General features: G+C 57.4%; 16 protein-coding genes, 5 tRNA genes and 1 pseudogene. 1 reads left to right on the top strand and 21 read right to left on the bottom strand.

Annotation, left to right across the window (positions count from 1 at the left end; translation table 11 throughout):
* Positions 1 to 846: 846 nt before the first annotated feature.
* Complete coding sequence (locus tag HMPREF9334_RS10390) at positions 847 to 1,215, bottom strand: hypothetical protein (protein WP_006693422.1); 369 nt, start codon at positions 1,213 to 1,215, stop codon at positions 847 to 849.
* A 54-nt stretch (positions 1,216 to 1,269) separates the two neighbouring features.
* On the opposite strand from HMPREF9334_RS10390, the pseudogene HMPREF9334_RS12690 reads away from it, so the two are divergent.
* A pseudogene (locus HMPREF9334_RS12690) lies at positions 1,270 to 1,398 on the top strand (secretion protein HlyD); the annotation flags it as partial.
* On the opposite strand, the gene HMPREF9334_RS10385 reads toward HMPREF9334_RS12690, so the two are convergent.
* The 20 genes from HMPREF9334_RS10385 to pfp form a co-directional block, all read right to left on the bottom strand.
* Positions 1,395 to 2,945 carry a hypothetical protein gene (locus HMPREF9334_RS10385; RefSeq protein WP_006693421.1) on the bottom strand — a complete coding sequence of 517 codons (1,551 nt, stop codon included), beginning with the start codon at positions 2,943 to 2,945 and terminating at the stop codon, positions 1,395 to 1,397. The pseudogene HMPREF9334_RS12690 and the gene HMPREF9334_RS10385 sit on opposite strands and share 4 nt — an antisense overlap.
* A 281-nt stretch (positions 2,946 to 3,226) precedes the next feature.
* Positions 3,227 to 4,375 carry a molecular chaperone DnaJ gene (dnaJ, locus tag HMPREF9334_RS10380; protein WP_006693420.1) on the bottom strand — a complete coding sequence of 383 codons (1,149 nt, stop codon included), beginning with the start codon at positions 4,373 to 4,375 and terminating at the stop codon, positions 3,227 to 3,229.
* 9 nt (positions 4,376 to 4,384) lie between these two features.
* Entirely contained in the window at positions 4,385 to 6,244 is a 1,860-nt protein-coding gene (dnaK, locus tag HMPREF9334_RS10375; protein WP_006693419.1) for a molecular chaperone DnaK, read from the bottom strand.
* Positions 6,245 to 6,285: 41 nt separating this feature from the next.
* Positions 6,286 to 6,858, bottom strand: coding sequence for a nucleotide exchange factor GrpE (gene grpE, locus HMPREF9334_RS10370; RefSeq protein ID WP_006693418.1), 573 nt, complete (start codon positions 6,856 to 6,858; stop codon positions 6,286 to 6,288).
* Positions 6,852 to 7,886 (bottom strand): heat-inducible transcriptional repressor HrcA, encoded by a 1,035-nt coding sequence (gene hrcA, locus HMPREF9334_RS10365; protein WP_006693417.1) that lies wholly within the window; start codon positions 7,884 to 7,886, stop codon positions 6,852 to 6,854. The genes grpE and hrcA overlap by 7 nt, the downstream gene beginning before the upstream one ends.
* A gap of 210 nt (positions 7,887 to 8,096) precedes the next feature.
* Positions 8,097 to 18,527 carry a two-partner secretion domain-containing protein gene (locus HMPREF9334_RS10360; RefSeq protein ID WP_006693416.1) on the bottom strand — a complete coding sequence of 3,477 codons (10,431 nt, stop codon included), beginning with the start codon at positions 18,525 to 18,527 and terminating at the stop codon, positions 8,097 to 8,099.
* Positions 18,528 to 18,569: 42 nt separating this feature from the next.
* The gene (locus HMPREF9334_RS10355; protein ID WP_006693415.1) at positions 18,570 to 20,204 is read right to left on the bottom strand and encodes a ShlB/FhaC/HecB family hemolysin secretion/activation protein; all 1,635 of its coding nucleotides are present in this window, start codon (positions 20,202 to 20,204) and stop codon (positions 18,570 to 18,572) included.
* 215 nt (positions 20,205 to 20,419) lie between these two features.
* Positions 20,420 to 20,794 (bottom strand): 50S ribosomal protein L7/L12, encoded by a 375-nt coding sequence (gene rplL / locus HMPREF9334_RS10350; RefSeq protein WP_006693414.1) that lies wholly within the window; start codon positions 20,792 to 20,794, stop codon positions 20,420 to 20,422.
* A 39-nt stretch (positions 20,795 to 20,833) separates the two neighbouring features.
* Complete coding sequence (gene rplJ / locus HMPREF9334_RS10345) at positions 20,834 to 21,370, bottom strand: 50S ribosomal protein L10 (protein ID WP_006693413.1); 537 nt, start codon at positions 21,368 to 21,370, stop codon at positions 20,834 to 20,836.
* 292 nt (positions 21,371 to 21,662) lie between these two features.
* Complete coding sequence (gene rplA / locus HMPREF9334_RS10340) at positions 21,663 to 22,346, bottom strand: 50S ribosomal protein L1 (RefSeq protein WP_006693412.1); 684 nt, start codon at positions 22,344 to 22,346, stop codon at positions 21,663 to 21,665.
* A 55-nt stretch (positions 22,347 to 22,401) separates the two neighbouring features.
* Complete coding sequence (rplK, locus tag HMPREF9334_RS10335; protein WP_006693411.1) at positions 22,402 to 22,827, bottom strand: 50S ribosomal protein L11; 426 nt, start codon at positions 22,825 to 22,827, stop codon at positions 22,402 to 22,404.
* 33 nt (positions 22,828 to 22,860) lie between these two features.
* Complete coding sequence (nusG, locus tag HMPREF9334_RS10330) at positions 22,861 to 23,412, bottom strand: transcription termination/antitermination protein NusG (RefSeq protein ID WP_006693410.1); 552 nt, start codon at positions 23,410 to 23,412, stop codon at positions 22,861 to 22,863.
* A gap of 14 nt (positions 23,413 to 23,426) precedes the next feature.
* The gene (secE, locus tag HMPREF9334_RS10325) at positions 23,427 to 23,612 is read right to left on the bottom strand and encodes a preprotein translocase subunit SecE (RefSeq protein WP_006693409.1); all 186 of its coding nucleotides are present in this window, start codon (positions 23,610 to 23,612) and stop codon (positions 23,427 to 23,429) included.
* A gap of 12 nt (positions 23,613 to 23,624) precedes the next feature.
* Positions 23,625 to 23,774, bottom strand: coding sequence for a 50S ribosomal protein L33 (gene rpmG / locus HMPREF9334_RS10320; protein WP_006693408.1), 150 nt, complete (start codon positions 23,772 to 23,774; stop codon positions 23,625 to 23,627).
* A gap of 140 nt (positions 23,775 to 23,914) precedes the next feature.
* Positions 23,915 to 23,991, bottom strand: a tRNA-Met gene (locus tag HMPREF9334_RS10315).
* 6 nt (positions 23,992 to 23,997) lie between these two features.
* Positions 23,998 to 24,073 (bottom strand) — tRNA-Thr (locus HMPREF9334_RS10310).
* 9 nt (positions 24,074 to 24,082) lie between these two features.
* Positions 24,083 to 24,158, bottom strand: a tRNA-Met gene (locus HMPREF9334_RS10305).
* Between the two features lie 6 nt (positions 24,159 to 24,164).
* Positions 24,165 to 24,250, bottom strand: a tRNA-Tyr gene (locus tag HMPREF9334_RS10300).
* Between the two features lie 16 nt (positions 24,251 to 24,266).
* Positions 24,267 to 24,342 (bottom strand) — tRNA-Met (locus tag HMPREF9334_RS10295).
* Between the two features lie 120 nt (positions 24,343 to 24,462).
* Positions 24,463 to 25,725, bottom strand: coding sequence for a diphosphate--fructose-6-phosphate 1-phosphotransferase (pfp, locus tag HMPREF9334_RS10290; RefSeq protein ID WP_006693407.1), 1,263 nt, complete (start codon positions 25,723 to 25,725; stop codon positions 24,463 to 24,465).
* Positions 25,726 to 25,809: the final 84 nt, after the last annotated feature.

Genomic DNA, 25,809 nt, shown 5'->3' with positions numbered 1-25,809 from the left:
ATCAAACTGCATCTTCTCAAAGTTATATATCCCGTTGGTATGATTGTTTGCCGTCGTTACCTTCAGCGTGTTTCCTGTTCTTACGTCAGCAGATGAATTATTGCTGAATCCACCGTATAGCGTTGTAAAATGTCGCGAACGTGATCCATTTGTTGCAGCGCCCAATCCTGCCAAGGTGATCGTATTATTCGTTGCTGTTCCCTGATTCGCCCAACCTCCATATATGGTAGCCATAGATGGATTCTGCGAATCACTATTTGCAAGAACAACTTCATTTCCTTCAGAATTGCCGGTGCCTGTCGTATATCCGCCATAGAAATTGCGCCCGCCAATTTCTATGGCTCCAATTGTTAGCTTGTTATGATGTACATTGCCATTATCGCTGGTATTTGTAATAACCCCACCTGCAATTGGATCAGCGGGAAGGGTCGTATCATAGGTGACATCTCCCCCCGTCACATCGGCCGCATGTGCGTGACTAAAAAACAGCTGCCCCCCCCCCGCGGACAATGCGAATGCGATGAGTAGTGACAGCTGTCGTTTGCTTCTCGTTCCATAAAACATGATGACTACCTCCGTGTCAGTCCGTTCACCTATAGCCCCCCATAGTACTATAATCCTAAATATACTATTCACCTCATCTATTGTCAATCATAATTTTAGGAATACAACCTCCCTCATCTTTCTCTACATATCTCAACAAGAGGAAAAGCAAATAAAAAAGCCGCCCGATACGAGCGACTTCTCATCAATTGATTCGCGAATCATTTTATATGGAACTTTTATATATTGGGGTAGTTCTATAAAGTACAGTTCCATACCTCTGTTCAGGCGATCCCCCAACGTTCACCGCCCGTATAGTCGCCGCATGAGCCACGATAGAATGCGTCCGCGTCCGATGAGGCTGACGATTGCACCAAGCACGAGGATGCCGACAATGACCATAACGATGGCGGGCAGGGCGACAAAGAGGAAGAGCGCAAGCAGTGTTCCGAGGACTGCCGCCCAGAGAAGGCTCGTGAGGAATGATCGCTGCTGTCCCCCGCCGATACGGATATAACGCACGGAGGAGCCGCGTGATGTACCACCATACGAGCTGCCGTACCTTGATTCATCGTCTGTCTGCGGCTCTGCGCCGCTCTCATCCACCGTCACACCGTGGTAGGCGGCATTCTCCTCTCTGCTCATCGGCCGCACATGCGAGTTCTGATCCATAGACGCCTCCTTTCTAGGGAATCGCTGATAAAATGAAGTCCGTCAGATTGGCGTAGATTTTTTCGTCCGAACAAGGAGGCAAACCGGACGCATAGCAAGGGCTATGTGGAGGATTTGCCGACACAGTGCGGGCAAAAAAGATGTGTCAAGATGGCGCGGCTGAATTTATCAGTGCTTCCCTAAAAGTTTGTTTTCCCGTGAACAACGCTGTAGAGCATTGTCACAAATCCCTCCTCCCCGAGATAGCGGGGATCGAACGAAATGCAGCCAAGTGTTTCGCGCATACGGTCACGCGCTGCACATACTTTTCTCTTGGTTGAACCGAACACATGGTAGAGCTCCGTGATGGGTGCAAGGTCGATGTTGTTGATCTCGGCAAAGAGAAAGATGGTCGCCGTGAGTGCCTCTGCCGTCTGTGCCCGCACGGAATCCGCCTGTGCATAGTCGAGGTAAAGCCCCGCCATCAGTGCCCGACCGTAACAACTGAAGCCAAGCTTCTCTGCCACTATGGCAAGCACGGACAATTCCTCTGCGCAGTCTTTTGGGTGAAGCGTGCGCGGGATCGGTGTTGGCAGGGTGCGGCGGGGCAGCACATCGAGCTGCGCGAGCGTCGAAAGCACATGAATCGTGTGCCGTACGAGTGCCGCCTCCCGCTCAAGAAATTCATCCATCGTCCCATCGGGCGACTGCATCCGAAAGAGCTCATACTCCCGATGCAGGGTGTCGCTGATCCGCTTTTGCAGACGTTTGCTCGCGGGGATCGCCGTGATGTAATTGAGCATCATCATGCCCTCATCACAGATATGCCCGAACAGGATGCTCTTGCTGAGCACTCCCGGGATGTCTGGGTGCGGCAAAACGATCTCCTCATCGCGCAGGATGTCGCGGCAGACGACGTGATCGTCATACTCCTCCGTCACGGCAAGCACGGCAAACCGCGCCGCAAGCAGGTCGCGAATGATCTCGCGGTCATCGTAGCTGAGATTGTCCCACTCCATTTCACTATAGCGGGAGATCGGAGTCTCATCCGTGCGGATCAGATGGTAGTCAAAGAAAAAGTAGTCCCAGAACCGCAGCCAGAAGGTTTCTTTTTCCTCCTCCGATGCGTGTTCGTACTCCTCCATATCGTAGAGGTCACCCGTGTAGATCATTGCGGCGCGGCCAATGTCAAGCTGGTACTCGGGACGACGATAGTATTCACCGATGCGGTGCAGGAGTTCGTTGAGCCGACTGTTCAGCTCCTCCATCTCGATGCGCTCGTCTTCCTCGATATCCTCGATCGTCAGACCATCGATTTCCTCCCACTCGACACGCTCGGGTAGGCGGAAACGGCCCGTGATATAGAACATCTCGAGATCCGCATCGAGCTCGCCGAGGTCGATGTCGTAGTCGCCCGTCTCGTCGAGATAAGTGAGAAAGGCATTCATGCGGGCAAAATAATCCTCCACATGACGTTTCAGCGGACGGCGGTCAATGTGCGCATCAGCATATCGGAAGAAAAGTGCCAAATAGTCAATGCGGATGAAGAGCCGCGCAAGAGAGTCGTCGCGCCGCTGAATGACGGCGAGGAAATCCTCGATGCAGTACCAATCTGTGCAGAGATCCTCATTGCTTCGCCCACGCCATGCCGCCGCACGCAGATAGCGTTCAACCAGCGTGCGTGCGACAAAGATATTCGCACGTCCGTTCCGTGAGTAAAAACGCTTGACTAACGTGTAGACATTTTCCATGAGCCCTCCCGCCATCAAGCGCTCCAAAATACAAAACTAATTCCGTTTATCCTAACAAATGCATGAACCAATGTCAATGCAGAAAATGGGGCTGTTGGACGAAGCTAAAAAACTTCGTCCAACAGCCCTTGTCATTATGTCAGCGATATCGCTATAAGCGCCCCCTCCCCCGTGTCGCACGGGGGAGGCTAGGGATTGTGGCATCTTAGCTTCCCCTGCCAGAACGGGGGAAGTGGCGAGCACAGCGAGCCGATAGGGGCGTTCGTCCAACAGCCCCCAGCTTATGCAAAGAGATCCTTGAACTTCTCGGTAAAGCTCTTCTGCTCTGGATTCACCGCATCTCCGCTGAGTGCGGCGAACTCCTTAAGAAGTTCCTTCTGCTTCGAGGAGAGCTTCTGCGGGGTTGTGACCTTGACGCGGACGTGCTCGTCGCCGCGCCCCGAACCGCGCAGGTTCGGGATGCCCTTGCCCTTGATGCGCAGAACGGTTCCCGTCTGGATACCCGCCGGCACCTTGAGATCGACCGCGCCGTCGAGGGTTGGTACTTGTACCGTATCGCCGAGCGATGCCTGTACGAACGTAATCGGGATCTCGATGAGGACATCGTTGCCGCGCCGCTGAAAGAGCTTATGCGGGCGGATGAAGATGTAGACGTAGAGATCCCCGCTCGCGCCGCCGCGCACGCCTGCCTCGCCGCCGCCCGAGACGCGGACGCGCTGTCCGTCGTCCACGCCGCGCGGGATGTTGACCTTGATCGTCTTCGTGATGCGCTTGCGCCCCGTGCCGTTGCAGTCACCGCACGGATTCTTGATGATCTTGCCCGTGCCGTGGCACTGACTGCAAGTACGTGAGGTCATCATGCTGCCGAACATTGTCCGCTGCATGACCTGCTCCTGCCCGCTGCCGTGACAGGTCGAGCAGGTCTCTGCACTTGAGCCCTTTGCCGCGCCCGAGCCGCTGCAGGTGGGACAGTTCTCCTCACGTGGGATGGAGAGCTCGACCTCCTTGCCAAATGCCGCCTCCTCAAACGAGATCTCGAGATCATAGCGCAGATCCGCGCCGCGCTCGGGTCCCTGCCGGCGTGCACGGCGTCCGCCGCCGCCCATGCCGAACATATCGAAGATGTCATCCATGTCGAAGCCGCCGAATCCGCCGGCTCCACCGAAGGGATTCCCTCCGGCAGAGCCGCCGCGCCGCGGGTCGAAAGCATCGTGGCCGAACTGGTCATACGCCGCCTTCTTCTGCGGATCCTTCAGCACATCGTACGCCTCGTTGACCTCCTTGAATTTCTCCTCGGCGGTCTTGGGGTCGTCACGGTTGAGGTCGGGGTGATACTTGCGCGCGAGCTTCTTGTATGCTTTTTTGATTTCGTCGTCCGAGGCGCCCTTTTGGACGCCCAGGACTTCGTAGTAATCGCGTTTCTCGCTCACGATACCACCTTACTTCTTATCGTCCTTGACTTCGGTGAACTCCGCATCAACAACATTGTCGTCCTGCGGTGCGCTCTGTGCGCCCGCATTCGCATCCGCGCCCGGTGCAGCACCTGCCGCACCTGCCGCCTGCTGTGCCTGCTGATATGCCGCAGCAGAGAGCTCATAGAGCGGCTGGCGTGCCTCCTCAGTCGCCGCCTTGATCGCCTCGATGTCCGAGCCCTTGAGAGCTTCCTTCAGCTTGTCGACGGCTGCCTGTGTCTTGGAGACAAGTGCCTGATCGGCATTCTCGCCGAGATCCTTGATCGCCTTCTCCGCCTGATAGACGAGGCTGTCGCCCGCATTGCGTGCGTCGACGGCTTCCTTCTGCGCCTTGTCCTCGGCGGCGTGGCTCTCCGCCTCCTTGACCATGCGCTCGATGTCCTCCTTGCTCATGCCGCTGTCGGACTGGATCGTGATCTTCTGCTCCTTGCCCGTGCCGAGGTCCTTCGCCGACACGTTGACGATGCCGTTCGCGTCGATGTCGAACTTGACCTCGATCTGGGGTACACCGCGCGGTGCGGGCGGGATATCCGTGAGCTGGAAGCGGCCGAGCGTCTTGTTGCCCGCCGCCATCTCGCGCTCGCCCTGCAGAACGTGGATCTCAACGCCCGGCTGATTGTCCGCCGCCGTGGAGAACACCTGACTCTTCGAGGTCGGGATGGTCGTATTGCGGTCGATGATCTTCGTGCAGACACCGCCGAGGGTCTCGATACCGAGCGAGAGCGGGGTGACATCGAGGAGCAGCACGTCCTTGACCTCACCGACCAGCACGCCGCCCTGAATCGCCGCACCGATGGATACGCACTCATCGGGGTTCACGCCCTTCGAGGGCTCCTTGCCGAGGATCTTGCGGATTGCCTCCTGCACGGCAGGAATACGGGACGAACCGCCGACGAGGATGATCTTGTCGATGTCGCTGCCCGAAAGACCTGCGTCCTCCATCGCCTTGCGCGTCGGGGTCATCGTGCGCTCCACGAGATCTGCCGTCAGCTCGTCGAACTTCGCACGCGAGAGCGTGAGGTCGAGGTGCTTCGGACCCGTGGCATCTGCCGTAATAAACGGCAGGTTGATGTTCGTCTGGCTCATGCTCGAAAGCTCGATCTTCGCCTTCTCTGCCGCCTCGATAAGACGCTGTGCGCTCATCTTGTCCTGCGAGAGGTCGATGCCGTTCTCCTTTTTGAACTCCTCGACCATCCAGTCCATGACCTTCTTGTCGAAGTCATCGCCGCCGAGCACCGTGTCGCCGTTCGTCGCCTTGACCTCGAACACACCCTCACTGAGCTCAAGAATAGACACGTCGAACGTACCACCGCCGAGGTCGAATACGAGTACCGTCTCGTCCTGATCCTTGTCGAGACCATAGGCGAGAGCTGCCGCCGTCGGCTCGTTGATGATGCGCAGCACCTCAAGTCCTGCGATCTTGCCCGCGTCCTTCGTCGCCTGACGCTGACTGTCGTTGAAGTACGCCGGGACGGTGATAACTGCCTGCGAAACAGTCTCGCCGAGGTATGCCTCTGCATCGCTCTTGAGCTTCTGCAGAATCATCGCGGAGATCTCGGGCGGCGTGTAGTTCTTGCCGTCGATCGTCACATGATAGTTGCCCTCGCCCATGTGACGCTTGATGGACGAAATCGTGCGGTCGGGATTCGAGACCGCCTGGTTCTTCGCGAGGCGCCCGACAAGACGCTGCCCATCCTTCGTAAAGCCCACGACGGACGGCGTGATGCGGCTGCCCTCAGGGTTCGTGATGACGGTCGGCTCGCCGCCCTCCATGACGGAGACAACGGAGTTCGTCGTTCCAAGGTCGATACCAATTACTTTAGCCATTTTATATTCCTCCAAAATCTTATAGATGTTATTTGCGTTGTTTAGTTACCGGCTACCTGCACCATCGCGGGGCGAATGACCCTGCCCTTTGCCTGGTAGCCCTTCTGCAAAACCTGCGTGATCGTGCCGTCCTCCACATCGGGATTCTCGACGCGCATGACCGCCTGATGCACGTTCGGGTCGAAGGGCTTCCCCTCCGCCTCGATGTGCTCAAGCCCATGCTTTTCCATCACCTCGCGGAGCTGCGTAAAGATCATCTCCACGCCCTTTTGAAACGCCTCGCCGTCCGACTGCTCGACCGCCATCGCTCGCTCGAAGTTGTCGAGCAGCGGCAGGAGATCCGTGAGCAGGTTCTGCGTGATGACAGCGGCAAGCTCCTCCTTTTCCTTCGCCGTACGGCGACGGAAGTTCTCAAAGTCCGCCTGAAGCCGAAGGATGCGGTCGCCCTTTTCCTTGAGCTGTGCCTCAAGAGCGGCAGCCTTGTCCTCCTCTGCGGGGACATCCTCCACGGTCACATCTGCGGGAGTGTCCTCCGTTTCTGTCATTTCCTCCACGGGCTGCTCCTCTGCGGTCAGCTCTTCCTTTTCCTGCAAGCCGTTCACCTCTCCTACCATTTCAGCTGATAGATCATCTCTGTCAGATTTGTGTTCACATAGTCCAGGATGCGCATCGCCTTCGCGTATTCCATGCGCGTCGGACCGAGCACGGCAATCGTCCCGAGCAGCCTGCCGTCGACATGATACGTCGCCGTGATGAAACTGCTGTCCCAGAACGTACTGTTCGCGTTCTCGCGCCCGATTGTGACCTCAAGCCCCTCGCCTGCGTGCGTATGCAGGATGTCTTTGACGAGATCCTCACGCTCAAGGACGAGGAGCATTGCACGGACACGTTCGAGATCCTGAAACTCAGGATTCCCGAGCAGCTGCGCCGTGCCGCCGAGGTAGAGACGATCCTCCGATCGCCCCTCAAGCGCGCGGTGCATGACCTCCACGGCAGCAACGAAGATGGATTCATCGCCGATGGCATCGCGCACGCGGCGCATATCCGTCTTCGTCACATCGCTGAGTGCCTTGCCCGAGAGCGTCGTGTTGACCGCCCCCGCCATGCGCTGAAAGTCTGCAAACGTCGCACCATCGGGAATCTCGACGATGCGGTTCTCCACAAAGCCCGCATCCGTCATGAGCACGGCGATTGCGTGCCGCATATCGAGCGGAAGGAACTGCAGCATGCGGAACGTCGACTGTGCCGCCTGCGGCGCGAGCACGAGCGAAACATTGTGCGTCACATCCGCGATCAGGCGAGCCGTCTCTTGGAACACCTCGTCAAGCCGCCGCACGCGACGGCTGTACCAGTCGTGAATCTTCTTCTTCTCGGCATCCGTCACAGGCGCAACGGGCTGCAGTCCATCGACGTAGAAGCGATAGCCCTTCGATGATGGAATTCGTCCGGCAGAGGTGTGCGGATGTTCCAGATAGCCAAGCATCTCGAGATCCGCCATCTCGTTCCGAATGGTGGCAGGGCTGATGCCGAGATTGTATTTCCGCGCGAGTGTGCGCGATCCGACCGGCTCTGCCGATGCGATGTAGTCATCGACGACCGCCCACAGGATCTGACTCTTGCGTGCGTCCAGATCGTCCGACATTCACCCCTCTCCTCTCCTTTTAACCACTGTTAGCACTCTCTAAAACTGAGTGCTAATCAAAAGCTATACTGAATATACACGGGAAAAAGCAAAAAGTCAAGAGCAAAATGACAAAAAGTCAAAATGATTTTTTAGAAAAAGAAGGGGGCTGCTGCACGAAACGAAAAGCTTCGTGCAGCAGCCCCCAAGCAGCATATGATTTATGAAGTTTTACCCTTCTGCCGTCTGCTCCTCCATCACATTGAAAATGTAGACAGCGCGGATCTCTACGGGTGTTACACCGAGATCCTCGATCGCCGTGAGCAGCCCTGAGGCGAGCACAGCGCGCTCCGCCTTGCGATCCTTTGCTGTGACAATCGAGAGCGCCGGCTCATCCTGCGGATAGAGCGTCACAATGCCATTGCCGAATGTCACCTTGAAAGAGCCGTTCGCCGTCTGGTAGAGGAAGCTGAGTGCCTGCTCTGAGGTGTTGCGAATCTCCTTTGGATCTGGGATGTCAACCTTCTTCGAGGAGGGCTTGATCGCCAGCTTCTCCGGTGAATAGTTGACCGTGTAGATGCCGTCAAGGTCACGCGCTCCACCATCCGTAAAGAGCACAGGAATTGCCTCCGACGTATTGTTGGCCGGATCCTCAGGACGGAACCCGCGGTTACCGCGCGTCCTACCGAGATCAAACCCGAACGAGCCGTCCTTGTGCTCGACGAAATCATGCGCCTCGGGCGTACTGCCATTCGTCACAACGACACGGTTTGCCCAATTCGTCGGTGCTGCATCCTGCGGCATCTGAACAGTTACACCATCGGCAAAACTCGTATCCCGCCGGGCTTCCGTTGCGGGTGCACCCACTGTCACAGAGTTTCCGTTATTCCCGTTGCTCGTTCTGCTTTCACCGGATGTACCTACACCCGTCGCAGCAGAAAAGGTACCTGTATGTCTGCCCGTAAGCCCCGCCACAATCTGCGCTGCAGAGGAAGTCCCCGTCGTTACGGCTCTGCCCTCAGGCGTGCTCATATCGAAGCCGCGCATAGCAATTGTCAGATTACCGGGCGCATAGTTAAAGTGATAGTTGGAGCGTGCCGTTGCTCCTGTATAGCCCGCCGCGACCGAGGCAGGATCGACGTGGATCACACCCCGATAGAGACCACCGCGCGTGGTCGCATTCATCCCTGCATCATAGTGCGATGTGATGCCGCTGATATCGTCGCCCGCGAGCAGACCGCGCTGCGTGGTATGATCGCCACGCTCAATCGTGTATGCGGTTATAACGGGATTCGGTGCACCGTAGTCACGGGAGGCACTGCCTGCCGTGATAAGCACCTCGCGCGGAGTGATGGTAAATCTGCCGTCTGCGTAGTGAATATTGTAGTTGGCATCCGTGCCATGCGAGAACTGTGCGGCACTCGCCCTTGTCCAGAGGTGCGGCGTGCCCGCATTCGTCGTGACCGCAGCGGTCGGGTCGATCGTCTCCGTAATGGAGGAAATCCGATCACCGTTCGCAAGTCCCGTTGTAGCGTCCGCCGTGCGCACATTGAGACGGCTCGTGCCGTTCACATACTGCGCCGTTGCGTTATCCGCACCATAGGCGCGGCTCTTGTCGCCCGCCGTGATGTAGAGATCACGCTTCGTGATATCAAAGCCGCCGTCGACATAGCTGATGTTGTAGTTCGATGTCTTGCCCGTGCCGAACACTGCATTCGTGATCGAGGTCTTGAGCCCCGTTGTACCGGCATTCGTCGTACGCACCGCATTCGTTGTCTCTGTGACATCGGTAACGGTGTCGCCGTTCACCAAGCCCGTGGTCGCAGTCGCGGCATCGGCGCGGAATTTCGTCGTACCGCCTGTATAGACAGCGGTGCTGTTCTCCGTTCCGTAGATGCGCGTCTTGTTTCCTGCACGCAGCGTGAGGTCACGCGGCGTGATGGCAAAGCTGCCATCTTCATACGAAATATCGTAGTTGTTCGCGTTGCCCGTGCCGAAGACTGCACCCGCAATCTTCGTCTTGAGCCCAGCCGTTCCTGCATCCGTCGTGATGGTCGCACGCGAATCAATCGTCTCCGTGACTGTCGAGATCGTATCGCCGTTCACAAGGTTCGTCCCCGCCTTAACGCGGAACAGATTCGTCCCATTCACATAGCCCGCCGTACTGTTTGCCGTACCGTAGATACGGCTCTTATCGCCCGCGACGAGCGTCAGCGTACGCTTCTTGATATTAAAATGTCCGTTGACATAGGTGATGTCATAGTTCGCTGCTGTACCCGACGAGAAATGCGCGGCGCTCGCCTTTGTCCAAAGACCTGCTGTGCCGGCGTTCGTCGTAACGGTCGCCGTCGGGTCGATCGTCTCCGTCACATCGTCGATGGCATCGCCATTGACGAGACCCGTCGTCGCGGTAGCCGCGCCGACGTTGACTTTGCGCGTGTTGTTCATATACCCCGCCGTCGTGTTTGCATCGCCATAGACGCGCGACTTATCGCCCGCCGTGATGGTGAGTGCACGCTTCTTGATCGTCAGCGTGCCGGGATCGGACGTGATATGGTAGTCCGTCGCAAGGCTGCGGCTGCCCGTGGCAAGCGCCGCACCGTTCAAGGTCATCGTGTAAGTGCCGACACCCGTGCGCTCGGTGACATCATTCGTGCCGTCCGTCGCCGTGACCGTATACTTGGCGAAGCTGTCGCCCGAAAGGAGCGTGCCTGTATGCGTCGTACTCGACGTCATGGTCACGCTGTCGTTCGACGTGCCGTAAATGCGCTCGCCGCTCGGCGCGGTGAAGTGAATATCTATGGGCTTTATCGTGAGTTTGCCCGGAACGTACTTGAACTTGTAGTTCGTCGCGGAGAGCGTGCTGTTTTTCAGGTCAACACTGTACTCACCCGCATGGACTGCGCCCTGCGCATAGCCCGACGTCTTCGTCACATCCGCGATCGGGGTATAGGAAACAGCACCCGAGAGCAGTCCCGGCGTTGCCGCCGTCTGGCCGTTCGCGAAGTTTGTGAACGTAACACCGTTCGTGCCTGTGTAGTTGTGCGGATTGCCGTTATAGTTGACCGTCTCCGTCTTGCCCGTAACCGTGACGACGCGCGGCACGATGCGATAGTCGACCGTGATCTTGTAGTTGAGGTCGTTATGTCCCTGATAGGTGATCTTCTCATTGGCAATCGTCGAATTCGAGCCGTAGGTACGTGCACCCGAACGCATATTGACATCGGTCAAAGCATTCGTCACTGTGCCGTCTGCCGTATTGACGTCGGCATTGACGTTCGTATGCTTCGTCGTGCCAAAATTGTGCGTGCCCGAATCCTGCACATGGTCGCGGATATAGTCGACCTCCGTCTTGTCGAGCGCACGGCGCTTGAGGTTGCCGTCGTCTTCGATATGGAAGCCCGCCGTCGAGTTGAAGAACGTGCTGTTCTCGTCGCCGTAGGCACGGGTCGAGTAGAGCTTGAGCTCGGGCTGATACTTGTAGAACATCGCGTTCTTGCCGGGTGGAATCGTGACCGAGCCACGCGCCGTATAGTCCGTGCCGTAGCGGCGGAACTCAAAGACAAGACCGTCAATCTCGTTCTCAACGGAGTCCTCCGTATGGACGACGTAGCGCTGGCCGGGCGCGGTCTGGATGGCGTTCGCGCCGCCCTTGTTCTTGAACGCGCCGCCCTTCGCCTCGATGAGGACATCGGACGTACCCGTGCCGACAATCTGTCCGCCGGGCGCGATCGTGACGTTACCACCGTCCTTGTTTGTAATATTGATCGGAGCGTTATTGCCCGTGATCTTGCCCGTAACATTCGTTCCGCCCTTCGTTTCGACAGAAACGCCCGTCGCGGACGTGATATTGCCAAGGTTCTTGATCTCATTCGCGCCCGTGAGATTTACGTTATGTGCATCCACTTCGAGCGTCGGAACTGATTTCAATACGCCCGTCGAGGTCACATTGCCGCCCGTCTTGATGGAAACGGCATCCGCAAGCCCCTCAGGCAGGTCGACATTACCGACCTTGATATCTCCTGCATTCTGACCACCGATGCGAATCTTCTTGAAGCCCTTGCCATCGGGGTTCTTGCGCAGAAGCCCCGTGCCGCTGAAGATGTCGGACGGAAGTGTGGGATCGGAGGCAGAGCCACCCGCACCAGGCGTGCCGAAGTTGAGCGTCTTGCCCGGCGTATAGGTGTCGAAGGAGACATCGCCGTGGCCTGTGATCGTGCTGCCATTCGCCGTGTTGAGCTTGTCCGCCTGGATGGCGACATTGCCGTCATGATCGCGGTCAGCGCCGTCGGCATTGATATGTGCATCGTCGAGATTGACTTCACGGCTGGCAACGGTGTAGTCCCTGCCGTGCGTATTGATCGAGCCGGAGAGGTTGACGCCACCTGTGCCGCTCGTGATCGCCTGCTGGATCTTGACGGTGAACGGCATGTCAATCGTGCCGCTCTGATAGAGGCGTCCGCCGCCTCCGCGGTCGCCGATGTTGATGATCTCATACTCCCAGAACTGACGGTTGTTTCCATTGAAATACTTGTCGAGCAGCGAGAGCTTCGCCGGATCGTTCACCGTGCCGCCGAGCTTGATGTCGCGGTTGTGCGAGATCGGCAGGATATTGAGCGCCTTCTTGCCCTTCATCTTGCCGTTCAAGTTCATCGCATCGGTCTTGAGCGTGAGTGCGCCCGTGCCCGTATCGACATTGCTTCCAGCCGCCGTCGTCAAATCCTTCGATTCGAGTGCGAAGTCGTTGCCATTCGTTCGAATGTTTGCCGAGCCGTCAACCGTCATCGAGCCTGCGGTTTTCCCTGAGCGGATTGTCGTCGGATCGACGAAGTTCAGATTGCCGCCGACCTTTGTCGCTCCCGTCGCATCTTCGCGTCCAAGATAGACATGCTTGAAACCATCCTTGATCTTCGCGCCGCCAAAGAGGTTCTCTGGCAGATTCAGCCCCGTACCCGTCACGCCGACGTTGAGGTTCGTCGCGGCCGTCGCCTGCTGTATGGTCAAATTGCCCTTGCCCTCAACGGTCTTGTCGAAGGTCATGGCGTCCGCCGAAAGCACGACGTCACCCGCCGTGCCACCGGACTCACCCGCCTTGACGCCCGTAATCGTGCGCGAGGGGACGGATGCGCCCGCAGGCGTCGTAATCTCGCCGATGGTCAAGGCATTGGACTTGACCTTGACGGAAAGCGCGTCGGCGGCGAGCGTGCCGATTTCGTTGTCCTTTTCAAGCGCGATGTTGCCGCCGACGGCGGCGAGGTTCGCCGCCGTAATCTTGCCCGCCGTCTGGTTCGCCGCCGTCTTGGCGTTGACAACGAGCGTCTTTCCCGCCGCAAGCGTCATATCCCCTGCGAAGTTGATGTTATCCGCTTGGAGCGTCACGTCCTTCCCGAGGGAAGAATTTTTCACATTGATCGTGCCCTGCGTACCGTTGCCGACGGCGTAATGCGAGAAGTTCGGGCCGAATACTTGTGTGAACTTATTGTTCGTCAGCTGCAGATCGCCCGTCGCACCGTCGCCAAGCCCGATGGTCTTCGAGCCGTTGTACGTCCCAATGCCGAGCGTGCCTGTGCCCGTGACGGACGGACTGCCGCTGCTCGGGGTGAGGTTCGCGATGCTGTTCGTATAGAGGTTCAGCGCACTTCCCCCGCCAATATTCATTTTGCCGCCGGTCGGGTTCTCGATAGCTCCCGTCGTCAGTGTCACATTGTAAGGCTTGCCCGATCCATCGGTGCCGACTTTGAGCCCGCCCGCACCGACTGTGACCTTGCCCGTCTCCGCCGTCTTGACGACGACGCGGTTATTTGCCTCAAGGCCATCAATCGTGACCGTCTGGCTGCGATTGTCGCCGAGAACAAGCTCACTGAACTGATTGCCGAAGAGCTTGCCGTTGAGCTGGTCGCTCGTGACATGAAGCCCTGCGCCCGTCGAAGAGTTGTTTAGCGTCAGATCGCCCGCCGTCTTGCGCGTGATGACGAGTCCGCTCTTGCCGACAATGTTCGTCGTATTGTCGTCTGCCGCCGGCGTGACGATCTTATTCGTATGCACGCGAAGAGCGCCGACGGTATCGGTGCCCGAATCGAGCTGAGCGCGTGCGTCGAGCTTCAGCTGGTTGCCCGTGACATCGACCCAGACGGGTGTGGAGCCAGCGGCGACCTCAACCTTGGCGTCCTCGTTCAGCACGACGTCACCGTTTCTTGCATTGAGCGTCGCCATGGCATAGTTGCCCTCGACCTTCAGCTTGGCTCCCTGTTCCAGATGGATGTCACTGCCCGTCTGGATATTGATCTCCGCCCCTTCGCCCTTTTTTGTCGCACCCGAGCCTTTCACATGGACGGTCTTGCCCTGCTTGACGGTAAAACCTCCCGTGATGACCGAGGCGGGATCGTGCCCCGCCTGCGTCGGATCTGCACCAATCGTGAGCTTCGTTCCCTTGCCCTCGATGGAGAGATTGTCGCGCACCTCGACGCCGAGCTTGCCCGCCGCATTGATGGACTTCTTGACTGCGCCGCCGTAGAAGTAGACATGCTTCTCACCCGCGACGTCGAAGCCGCCGAAGCCGTTGAGCGTGTCATTGATCGTACGGTAGGCGATGCGGAAATCTGCGGCAGGAGCGTCTGCGGCATTGTCACTGATATAGATGTCCTGACTCGCCGATGCGCCCTTCGCCGTGACCTTGCCGTCCTTCTGTCCGTTGATCTTGCCGAGGCCGAGATCGATGCCCCCCGAGAGGTCGAGGTCGAGATTCTTGACAGCGAGCGTATCGGACGCCGTCGGCAGTTCTGCCGCATGCGCCTTGATCTTCATGTCGGACTTACCATCCGCGCCCGCCTTCGTCGCGCCCGTCAGCGTGACCTTGCCCGTGGTCTCGATGTCCGATGGCTTCTTGAACGTTGCGCCCTTGATATTGACATCGCCCGTCTGCGTCGCGCCGCCGATCTTGATCTTGCCGTAATTCGCGTTGTTGATGTTCCAGTCGCCCGTGCCCGTGCCGACGTTGATGGTCTGCGACTTTGTCGCCTTTTCGAGCGTGAGCTTCTTGCCGACGTTGACCTTGTTATTTCCGAGGTCGAGGTCGTCGGCTTCGATCTTCGTGTCGTCCGTGGAGTTCAGCTTGCCCTCAACCGTAAGTTTCTGCCCAGCATCCAGCTTGATGTCCGTTGTCTTCGTCTTTAGTCCATCGACATCCACTTTCGGCGTGACGGTACGATTCTCAACGACAGCAACTTTCATGTGCGTCTGATTCTTGAGCTTGAGATCACCGTCCGACATGTCGGCGGCGATGTTCTTGATCGCGTTCGGCTGCGTACTGAGATCCATCGAGCCTTTGCCGAGGAGCAGCAGGTTGCCAACTGAAACGGGCGCACTTTGGGAAAGCCCGTCTCCGAGCGTCGTCCCCGGCGCATCGGCATGAAGCGTGAGCGTATCCGTCGCCGCACCGTTGACCGCGCCCGTGATATTGATTTTCCCCTGCGTCAGGATGCTCGTATACTTGGGCAGATTGCCGCTCGAAATGGTGTCAATCGTAGCCATACCTGCGTTTGCCTTGTCTCCGATGCTGACATTGTGGAAATTTCCCGCCTTGAGCTTTCCAAAGCCTGCATCCGTCACAAGACCTGCCGTGCCGCCGACGGTGAAGTTCCCTGCCGTCTTGGGCTTCAAGACGAACGTACCCGCATCGTTCGTATCAGCGAACGTGACATTGTTCCAGTTCGTGACGCTGTCCGTCACCATCTTCATCGTGCCCGTGCCCGCCGCGAGGTTTGCGCCCGCAGCAAAGTCCACGGCGTTCGCCTTGAACGTCGTGTTCTTATTGCCCGTATTCGAGAGCGTTCCCGAGAACTTGAGCGTTGCGCCCGATTCCACCGTCAGCGGTGCTTTGACATCGGCTGTGCCGATCTCGACGTTGCCCGTAGACGCATTGCCGATCTGGATTTCGCCCGTGCCCGAGTTGATGAAATTGAGGTCATTCATGTGAACATCGGCACTCGAAGAACCGACGGACATCGTCTTGCCCGCCGTCCTTGTCTCGACCGTAACCGCGCCGTTTGCACTCGAAAGAGTGCCCTGCGCTCCCGAAGGAAGCGTCAGCGCATCCGTCTTGACATTGATCGTACCGCCTGCTGTCGATACCTTGCTCGCCGTGTCGAAATTGACCGTCGCCGCTTCGAGTGATGTCGCCGCCGCGCCCGTCGATTTGACCTCAGCATTCGCATCGAGCTTGAGCGTGCCGCTCGCCTTGAGCTTCATCGCGCCCGCGCCGTTCGTGATGCCGTGTGCGCCGACCGTGAGATCGCCCGCCGTCACTTCGACGTCCGCACCGTTCGTCGTCACAAGCCCCGTATCTTCGCCGACCTTGAGATCGCCGCCGTTCTTGAGTGTCAGCGCCTTCGCCTTGCCGTCGAGCTTCTTGACGGCGTTCGCGCCCGTGAGATTCACGGCTGCATCCGCCGCCTCAAGCACGGCCATGTCCGTCGTGATGACACCCGCGCCCGTGATGGCGTTTTTCGAGCCAAGCGTCAGTGCGTGCGTCGAAGCGATATTCACCGCGCCGCTGACCGTCAGCGTGCCTGCACCCGTATACATTTCCAGATCTTCGTCCGCCGTCACGCCGTTTGCGATGATATTCGCCTTTTTCGCGGCGTCGCCGACCGTATTCTTCTTGAAGTTCCGAATCTTTCCCGTGCTCGTGAACGTATCGCCTGCGAGGTCAAGTCCGCCCGTGCCTGTGCCAAAGTTGATGGTCTTCCCATCCGAAAGCGTCCAGACCTTCGCCGTACCTGCGGGATCACCGTCGCCCGTGATCGTGCCCGAGAGATCGATGGAATCCGTGCGCAGTTCGACCGAGCGCGTCGTGATGTTCCCGCCGAGAGCGATGCCCTTGCCGCCGCCCGTGGATTTGCCGACGAGCGTGACCTTGCCCGCGCCCGCCGTGATCGTCGCGCCCGTAAGCGATACGCCCGCCGCGTTCGCTGTCGTGCTGCCTGCAAGTTCGACATTGCCGCTCGCCGTGGTGCCGTCCGTTGTGTCAATCGTGACACCGTTGAGTGTGATGCCCGCCTCGCCCGCGCTCTGTGAATTGGCAAAGCCGACGCCATTCTCAACAAGACCGCCGCCGATCTTGACATTGCCGCCGAGCGTCTTGATATTCTTTCCGGTCGCAACACTGACGCTGCCGCCTGCACGGTGGTTTGTATCGGAGGTGATGTCCACATTGAGCTTGCCCGCCGTCGACGTGATGTCGGCATTGATGTTGACACTGCCCGTTGCTTTCAGGGAAAGGGTCGCGTCGCCGCCCGCCGTCTTGTTGATGGCATCCGATACGGTGATGGAGTTGTCGTTTGGCCCCGTGAGGTTCGCCGTCTGAATGGTTACAGATGTGCCGCCGTTCAGCGAATTTGTGACGGTCTGTACGTCCGCCTGAGAGCCGGCTTCAGGATCACCCGCCGCACGCGTCTTGACCTCAATATCGCCGGGATCGATCAGCCACTCGCCCGCCTTGCCCGCTTCGGATGAGGCGTTGACTGCACCTGTAATCTGCACCTTCGCACCCGAAGTCTCGACCGCGCCGCCCGCACCTGTGCCCTTGCCGCGTGCCGTGATCTCGCCCGCGAACGCCGTCTTAGCGTCCGACCATACGGCGACCGTGCCGCCCGCGGCATCCGCTGCCGTCGCATCGGCACGCAGAGCCGCGCCGCGCTCGATCGTGACATTCTGTGCGTGCGCGAGGTCGCCCGTGCCCTGCCAGCCGCCGCCGATCTCAACCGTGCCGGCTTTCGCGCCGCTCACGTCCGTCACGCTGCCCGCCGCAAGGCGCACGTCGTTCGCCGTCATGCGGATCGCGCCCGCCTTGCCGTCAAGGCTTGCGGCACGCACGATACCCTCCTGATTGACCGCCGAGCGCGTCAGTGCATCACCCGTCGCTGCAGACATGAAAACGAGGCCCCCGTCGGCTTCGACGAGACCTTTGTTCGTAACCGCCTGCTCCATCGCCGCCTTCGTCGGGACGACCGAGACTTTACCGTCGCCGTTGAAGTCGAGCGACACGGCTTCGCCCGCCGCGAGTACCGCTGCGCCCTTACGCGCAACAATAACCCCCTCGTTCACGACATTCTTGCCGAGCAGGGCGACCGTTCCCTCATTTTTTGCAATAAGAGAGGCACGGTTGATGATTTTTCCATCGGACGGCGTGCCAACAAAGGCGTATTTGCCCGCCATAAAGTCCGCATTCGTAATGTTCATCGTAGAGGCGACAATCGAACCCGCATCTACCTGTGCACCGGGTGCAAAGAGCACACCCGCAGGGTTGACGAGAAAGACGCGACCGTTCGCCGAGAGCGTGCCGAAGATCTCGGAGGGATTCCCCCCGAGTACACGGTTCAGCAGTGCCGCCTGGGCATTCGGCTGATAGATATTAACGCGCTCGCCCGCGCCGATGTTGAACGAGTTCCAGTTGATGACGGCATTCTGCGTTGCCTGATGAATCGCCATCTCCGCCTGCGATGCGGCAATGTCTGCTGCACCTGCCGCAACCTGTCCGCCCTGCGGCAGTGCCAGCGCGTGATTCATGCCGCCCATCATCAATGCACCCGCCGCAAGGATGCCGATACCGCCGCGCAGACTGCGGCGCATCCGCCCACGCCGCTGTTTTCTCATCATGCTCATATTGATACCCCTTCGATAAACCCTACAGTTGTTATAACATCATCAGAAGAATTTATAAATCTGAAACCAGAAGCGACCGCTGCGATCCGTATCTGAGACTGCCTTCTCAGAGCCGATCTTCCACGCATAGTACGCGCGTGCCACCCAATTTGCCTGATTGCTCCAGTTCACGCCCACACCTGCACCGTAAAGGCTGCGTCCTGCAACACCTGTGTAGCCCGGCAGCTTGTTGTGATAGAGATTCACATGACCGCCATCGGCGAATGCAATCAGCTGCCATACATTGTCATCGCCCTCACGCGTCGGCAGGTTCCAGCGCAGCTCTGATGTCCAGCGCCAGCCGTCATCCCCCGATGCCTCGCCGACGGGGTAGGCGCGTACGCCGTTCGGTCCGCCGAGTGACATTTTCTCTGAGGAGTCCAGATTCTTCGTCGCCCACTGCCGCTGATAACTCAGATAGAGAGAAACGCGCTCACTGACGTGCTGCAGCCGTGTAAGTTCGAGGTTCCACTTGCCGAATTGACCTGCCGTTTGCGCCGTTGCAGCATCATACAAACGCTGCATCTCGTCGTCAATGGAGAGATCACCGTGCGTATAGTTCAGTGCAAACGTGTTTTTTCCACCCGTCCAAAAACGATCCAAACTGTCGCCGTTCACACCAAACACCCAGTTCTTCGCACTCTTTGGATTGCTGTACGCCATTCCCTTTGCCTCATCTTCGAGACTTTTGAGGTCGAGACGAATGGTTCCGTAGATATTCACATCACGGCTGCGCTTGAAATTATGCTGCCAGTGTACGCTCAGCGTCTCCGCCGTCCCTGTATAGTCAAGTGCCTCAAATGCACCGCCAAGCGTATAATGCGAACGGGCATAGCTGATACCAATTCGTTCCCCCTGCTTTGCAATCGGTGTTGAGTAGGAAGCGGACCCCGACCACATGCCGCCGTTCGACATAACACCGCCGACAGAGAGCAGATCTCCCTCGCGCGCGGGGCTGGCATAGTTGACGAATGCACTGTATTGATAGCGTCCCGTATAGCGGTAGCCCCCGTTATCGATGCCGATATAGCCCCATGTACGATGTCCCTTGTTCTTCACGTTGACGATGAGATCCGTCGTCCCCTGCCGGCTGCCCGCCTTCAGCTGTGTATTTGCCTCCACGCGCGAAAGGTCATTTGTCAGCCAAACACCTCGATTGAGTGTACTTTTTTTCACAATCTCACCGGAAGAAATACCGATCTCGCGTCGGATCGCCTCCTCCTTGAGATAGGACTCGTTGTTCACAATGATCTGATCGTAGTGTCCCGGAACAATCGTGAAGTCCACAACACCGTCCTTAAAGTCCTGTGGCGCAAGATAGGCAAATGCGACAAAATATCCCTTCGAGCGCAGATGCTTTGTGAGCTCATCCGCCTGTGCCTCAAGTTCCGCGAGTGTTGCGTCCTTATGTCTGTGCGCTGCAAGCACATCTTCCAGTTCCGCCGCCGTCAAGGGATTCTCTCCCGAGAACGTATAGCGTGCAACCCATATGCGCTGCTCGGCGGTCACGCCCGCCGCTGCAGCAAAGGCAGGAGATGCACAGGCAGACATTGCCAAGCAGGAGACAAGAAAGACACGCGCCGTATGTTTTCCAACACGCTGCATGCCCGCTCCATTCCTCATCTGATACTTTTTCATCAACGCCTCCACACATGATTTTACTATTATCCCAATGTTGTTATCGTTTATTTGTTTTTTCATCTTAACATATATATGACCTTATTCCTAGATTCATCTGTTCTTTTTGCATGAATTTCACAATTCTAATGTATCTATGTACTTCCTCATTCGCGGCAAATAAACACCGCTTCCCCATATGGGAAAGCGGTTTCTCAAAATCAGTTTCGTCTGAATTACTTCAGCTCGACCGTTGCGCCGGCCTCTTCAAGCTTCTTCTTGAGCTCCTCAGCCTCAGCCTTGCCAACGTTCTCCTTGACCGGCTTCGGTGCGCCGTCAACGAGCTCCTTCGCTTCCTTCAGGCCGAGTCCCGTTGCCTCACGGACAGCCTTGATGACGTTGATCTTCTTGTCGCCTGCAGCTGCAAGAACAACTGTGAACTCCGTCTTCTCCTCACCGCCTGCAGCAGCCGGAGCAGCACCGCCGACCGCAGCAACAGCAACCGGTGCAGCAGCGCTGACACCGAACTTCTCCTCCATAGCCTTGACGAGCTCGGAGAGTTCGAGAACAGTCATGTTCTCAATAGCTTCCAGAATCTGATCCTTGTTCATGATATACCTCCAAAATAATGTAATTTCTTATTTATTTTCTTATGCGGATGCCTTCTGCGCACGCACTGCATCAAGCACATAGACGGCATTGCGGATAACGCCCTGAAGCACGTTCACCGTATTCGAGATCGGCGCATTCATGCTGCCCATGAGCTTTGCGATAAGCTCTTCGCGCGACGGGAGCGACGCAAGCGCCTGCACCTCGTTCGCCTCGATCACCTTGCCCTCAACAGTACCAACCTTAACGGACAGAATGCCCTTATCGTCAAGCTTGTTCTTCTTGATGTAGTCACAGATGACCTTCGCCGGAGCGACCGCATCCTCTGCCGAGAACGCAAATGCTGTCGTGCCCTCAAGATGCGGGTCAAGCCCCTCAAGTCCGAGTGCATCAGCTGCGCGCCGCAGCATCGTGTTTTTCACAACATGATAGGAAACGCCCGCAGCACGCAGCTCACGACGGAGCTCCGTATCCTGTGCGACCGTAAGACCTTTGTAGGTGGTAAAGACCGAGCCCTTCGCCGAGGAGAGCTGCTCTTTCAGCTTCTCGACGATGACTTCTTTCTTGTGATCTGCCATGTAATCATTTCCCTCCTTTCTTGTCGCCGTTCATCTTGGCACGTCCTTCTGTTCTCGCCGCGTCGGAACATCCTCCACGCAGGGCTTAACTGCGCGTCCGGTGTTCCTCCTTGCTCAAACAAAAATCCACACCAATCTGGACGGCTCTTATTCTTTCGAATGAAAAATCTCCGGCTGCTCTACTGCCGGAGATGAATGTTCAAATTCACGTCCGGCCTCGGCAGGCGACATTGTCGTTAGATGCTTTCGCAAACCTGCTGTCTACAGCCCGGGGAAATTCCGTATGCGCTGATTAGCTGAGCGCAACGGGGACGGCAGGTCCCATCGTCGCAACAACCGTGATGGAGCGGATGTACTGCCCCTTTGCCGCTGCCGGCTTCACACGGATAAGCGTATCGATGACTGCCTGGTAGTTCTCGCGGAGCTTATCCGCGTCAAACGACGCCTTGCCGATGGGGACATGGACGTTGCCCGCCTTGTCCGTGCGGTACTCCACCTGTCCAGCCTTGATCTCGCCAATCGCCTTCTTGAGATCCATCGTGACCGTGCCGAGCTTCGGGTTCGGCATGAGTCCACGGGGACCAAGCACCTTACCGAGACGACCGACCGTGCCCATCATGTCGGGCGTTGCGACGGCGACATCGAAGTCGAGCCAGCCGCCCTGGATCTTCTGCACGATCTCATCCGAGCCAACGAAGTCCGCACCGGCGGCCTCCGCCTCTGCGACCTTTTCGCCCTTAGCGAAGACGAGAACGCGCTGAGTCTTGCCCGTGCCGTTCGGCAGGACAAGTGCACCGCGCACCTGCTGATCCGCATACTTCGGATCGACGCCGAGGCGCACATGCAGTTCGATGGTCTCGTCGAATTTGGCGGTTGCCGTCTTCTTTACGAGCTCCATCGCCTCCTGCGAAGCGTAGAGCTTGCCGCTCTCGATGAGCTTCGCAGCGTCTTGGTATTTCTTACCAAACTTTGCCATGAATAACTCCCTTCGTGGTCATAGCGGGCGTATGCCCTTCCACTGTGCCACAGACTTAGTCTGTGATCTCGATTCCCATGCTGCGGGCGGTGCCCTCGATCATGGATGTCGCCGCCTCGATCGATGCGGCGTTCAGATCCGGCATCTTGGACTCGGCGATCTCACGTGCCTTCGAGCGCGGGAGCTTCGCGACCTTCGTCTTGTTCGGCTCGCCCGATGCCTTCTCAATGCCCGCCGCCTTCTTCAACAGAACTGCTGCTGGAGGGGTCTTCGTGATAAAGGTAAAGGAACGATCCTCAAAAACTGTGATCTCAACCGGAATGATGAGCCCCGCCTGTTTTGCCGTGCGCTCATTGAAGTCCTTGACGAACGCCATGATGTTCACGCCCGCCTGACCAAGCGCAGGGCCTACCGGAGGAGCCGGTGTCGCCTTACCCGCAGGAACCTGCAGTTTTACGACACGCGCAACCTTCTTTGCCATCGACACATCACCTCCTTTCGGTGTGTATTATGTTCAAATCAGTTCGACCTGATCGATTTCGACATCGAGCGGAGTTCCCTCCACGTCGACCTGTACGCGCAGTCCCGACGAGTCAATAGAAGTGATCTTACCCGCATAGTCCTCGAACGCGCCCGAGGCGATGCGTACCGTATCCCCGACGTTTACCTTCGTACGCCGCTTCGGCGCTCCACCGACGCAGCCCGAGAGGATACGCTCCGCCTCCTCCGCCGTCAGTGGGATCGGATGCTTCTCCGAGCCGACAAAGCCCGTGACGCCCGTTGTGTTGCGAACGACGTACCACGAGTGCTCATCAACAATCATGTCAACCAGAACATAGCCTGGGAACACCTTGCGCGGGACGACCTTTTCCTTGCCGTCCTTCATCTCGATCTCATTCTCGACGGGAACAACGACGTTGAAGATCATCTCGCTCATGCTCGCTGTGTGCATGAGCCGCTCAAGGTTCGCCTTGACCTTGTTCTCGTAGCCCGAATAGGTGTGGATGACATACCATGCCCGATGCGGGTTTGCCTGCCTGAGATAGAGTTCTTCCTTATCTGCCATATCGTTCTCCCGGTCTAGTAATGCAGTATGACCTGAAAGACACGCGCAAAAATCGTGTCACAGATCCAGATCAGGGCGCAGACGACAACAATAGCGATGCCGACGACCCCCGTATAGGTCGCAAGCTCGCGCTGCGTCGACCATGAGACCTTCTTCATCTCTGCGACAACTTCCCGCAGGAATTTGACTATTTTTCCCATGACAGAGAACGCTTACTTCGTCTCTTTGTGCGGCGTATGCTTGCGGCAGAACTTGCAGAACTTGCTGAACTCAAGACGGTCCGGGTTGTTCTTCTTGTTCTTGTTCGTGCGATAGTTGCGGCTATGGCACTCCGTGCACTCAAGCGTAATGTTGTTGCGCATGAATATCAACTCTCCTCAATCAGTTTTTGTGAAATCACTCTTACCAATGTATCATACTTAGAAAACGCTGTCAACGCATTGTGAAAGCATTTTCTCTAAGAAGCATAAAAGAACCCCCGAAGCGGGGGTAACATTCAAAATGGTGGCGGCACAGAGATTTGAACTCCGGACACTGCGGGTATGAACCGCATGCTCTAGCCAACTGAGCTATGCCGCCGTTATATGGAGCTGATGACCAGGATTGAACTGGTGACCTTATCCTTACCAAGGATACGCTCTGCCGACTGAGCTACACCAGCGCACAGACTTGGTTGCGGGGACAGGACTTGAACCTGTGACCTTCGGGTTATGAGCCCGACGAGCTACCGACTGCTCCACCCCGCGATATGGTGGTGGGCAGGGATGGATTCGAACCATCGTAATCCGAAGATGACAGATTTACAGTCTGTTGCCTTTAACCACTCGGCCACCTACCCATGGAAGCTATGCAATTGGTTGCGGGGACAGGACTTGAACCTGTGACCTTCGGGTTATGAGCCCGACGAGCTACCGACTGCTCCACCCCGCGATTATCGCTTGCGTGTTGCGCTAACAATACGGTATTATACGGCAAAGGGAACAGCTCGTCAATACCCAAAATGTAAAATGGAGCAGAAATTTTCTGCTCCATCACTTTCTCTCTATTGTGTTACTCCGCCGCATCTCCGTCAAAGAGGTAGGAGTAACGCTCCTTGAACTCTTCGTGCGTCATGCGGTAGGCGTTTGCAAGTCCCGGATCCTCGAGATCGCCCTTTTCGAGGCGCATCATGAAGCCGCGTGCAATGCGGTAATGCACAGAGTTGATGTTGACCTTGCGCACCTTCGTCTTGCCCGTCTCGGGATCGCGGATCTCATCGAAACGCATCGGCACAGCCTGATTGTCCTGGATCGTGATGATCGCGCCCGAGTCGCCGCTCATGAGGAACTTCACAGCCGAATAGCCGAGCGAACGGCAGTAGTCGATATCGTACGCAATCGGTGCGGTGCAGCGCAGCTCGTAGCCGATCTCCTTGTCGATGACGGTGATGGTAATGCCGAGCTTCTTCGTCTCCGCGAGCACTGCCTGCTTGAGGATCTCGCCAAAGTCAAGCTCACTGTAGCGAATGTGCCCGTGCTCGTCCGTGACAACGTTGCCAAGCTTTGCAAAATCCTCCTCGGCAATTTTCTCAATGACACCCTCGGCGATGACGGCGACACCATAGTTGCGCCCCGTGAGGTAGCGCTTCACAATCGAACCGACAATCACGTCGACGACCTGCTGCAGTGGGATCTTGTCCTGTGCGAACTCCTCTGGGATGACCGTGATCGCCGCGCCCGCACTGCGTCCCATGCCGAGTGCGAGATGCCCCGCCGTACGTCCCATTGCAATGGTGAAGTACCAGCGGTTGTTCGTCGTGCTCGCGTCCTCCATGAGGTTCTCGATTTCCATCGTACCAAATGCACGTGCCGTCTCAAAGCCGAATGTGGGAACGCCCTCGGGCAGCGGCAGATCGTTGTCAATGGTCTTTGGGACGTGAACGACGTTGATCGTGCGCCCCATCTTGCGGGCATACTCGGAGACCGCCATGGAGCTGAATGCCGTGTCGTCGCCGCCAATGGTGACGACATGGGTCACGCCGAGCTCGGTAAGGGTCTCGACCACCGTGCGGAGGTCGGATTCCTTCTTCGTTGGGTTGAAGCGCGACATTTTAAGGATGCAGCCGCCCGTCAAATGAATACGGCTGATGTTTGCGGGCTCGAGACGGACATAGTTCTTCTCGCCGCGTGCAAGCCGGGAGAAGCCATCGTAGATGCCGAGCACGTCCCAGCCATGGCGCGTTGCCTCGCTGACGACAGCGGAGATGACACTGTTGATGCCGGGCGCGGGACCGCCCCCACAGATGATCGCAATGACATTCTTGATCCCAATCATGAATATGCCTCCTCTTTGGAATTGTCTGCATACTATAAAGGATTCGACGAAACACGTTGTTTTTCCTTCTCTATGGAAATTTTT

This window comes from Centipeda infelix ATCC 43532, assembly GCF_000234095.1.
GTDB classification, from domain to species: Bacteria; Bacillota; Negativicutes; order Selenomonadales; family Selenomonadaceae; genus Centipeda; species Centipeda infelix.
The sequence above is the reverse complement of the archived record's forward strand: the minus strand, read 5'-3'. Positions and strand labels throughout refer to the sequence as shown.

Bases quoted from the DNA above. Each gene is read 5' to 3' on its own strand.
- HMPREF9334_RS10390 (WP_006693422.1), bottom strand. From the start codon at position 1,215: ATGGATCAGAACTCGCATGTGCGGCCGATGAGCAGAGAGGAGAATGCC.
- HMPREF9334_RS10385 (WP_006693421.1), bottom strand. From the start codon at position 2,945: ATGGAAAATGTCTACACGTTAGTCAAGCGTTTTTACTCACGGAACGGA.
- dnaK (WP_006693419.1), bottom strand. From the start codon at position 6,244: ATGGCTAAAGTAATTGGTATCGACCTTGGAACGACGAACTCCGTTGTC.
- grpE (WP_006693418.1), bottom strand. From the start codon at position 6,858: ATGGTAGGAGAGGTGAACGGCTTGCAGGAAAAGGAAGAGCTGACCGCA.
- hrcA (WP_006693417.1), bottom strand. From the start codon at position 7,886: ATGTCGGACGATCTGGACGCACGCAAGAGTCAGATCCTGTGGGCGGTC.
- HMPREF9334_RS10360 (WP_006693416.1), bottom strand. From the start codon at position 18,527: ATGAGCATGATGAGAAAACAGCGGCGTGGGCGGATGCGCCGCAGTCTG.
- HMPREF9334_RS10355 (WP_006693415.1), bottom strand. From the start codon at position 20,204: ATGAAAAAGTATCAGATGAGGAATGGAGCGGGCATGCAGCGTGTTGGA.
- rplL (WP_006693414.1), bottom strand. From the start codon at position 20,794: ATGAACAAGGATCAGATTCTGGAAGCTATTGAGAACATGACTGTTCTC.
- rplJ (WP_006693413.1), bottom strand. From the start codon at position 21,370: ATGGCAGATCACAAGAAAGAAGTCATCGTCGAGAAGCTGAAAGAGCAG.
- rplA (WP_006693412.1), bottom strand. From the start codon at position 22,346: ATGGCAAAGTTTGGTAAGAAATACCAAGACGCTGCGAAGCTCATCGAG.
- rplK (WP_006693411.1), bottom strand. From the start codon at position 22,827: ATGGCAAAGAAGGTTGCGCGTGTCGTAAAACTGCAGGTTCCTGCGGGT.
- nusG (WP_006693410.1), bottom strand. From the start codon at position 23,412: ATGGCAGATAAGGAAGAACTCTATCTCAGGCAGGCAAACCCGCATCGG.
- secE (WP_006693409.1), bottom strand. From the start codon at position 23,612: ATGGGAAAAATAGTCAAATTCCTGCGGGAAGTTGTCGCAGAGATGAAG.
- rpmG (WP_006693408.1), bottom strand. From the start codon at position 23,774: ATGCGCAACAACATTACGCTTGAGTGCACGGAGTGCCATAGCCGCAAC.
- pfp (WP_006693407.1), bottom strand. From the start codon at position 25,725: ATGATTGGGATCAAGAATGTCATTGCGATCATCTGTGGGGGCGGTCCC.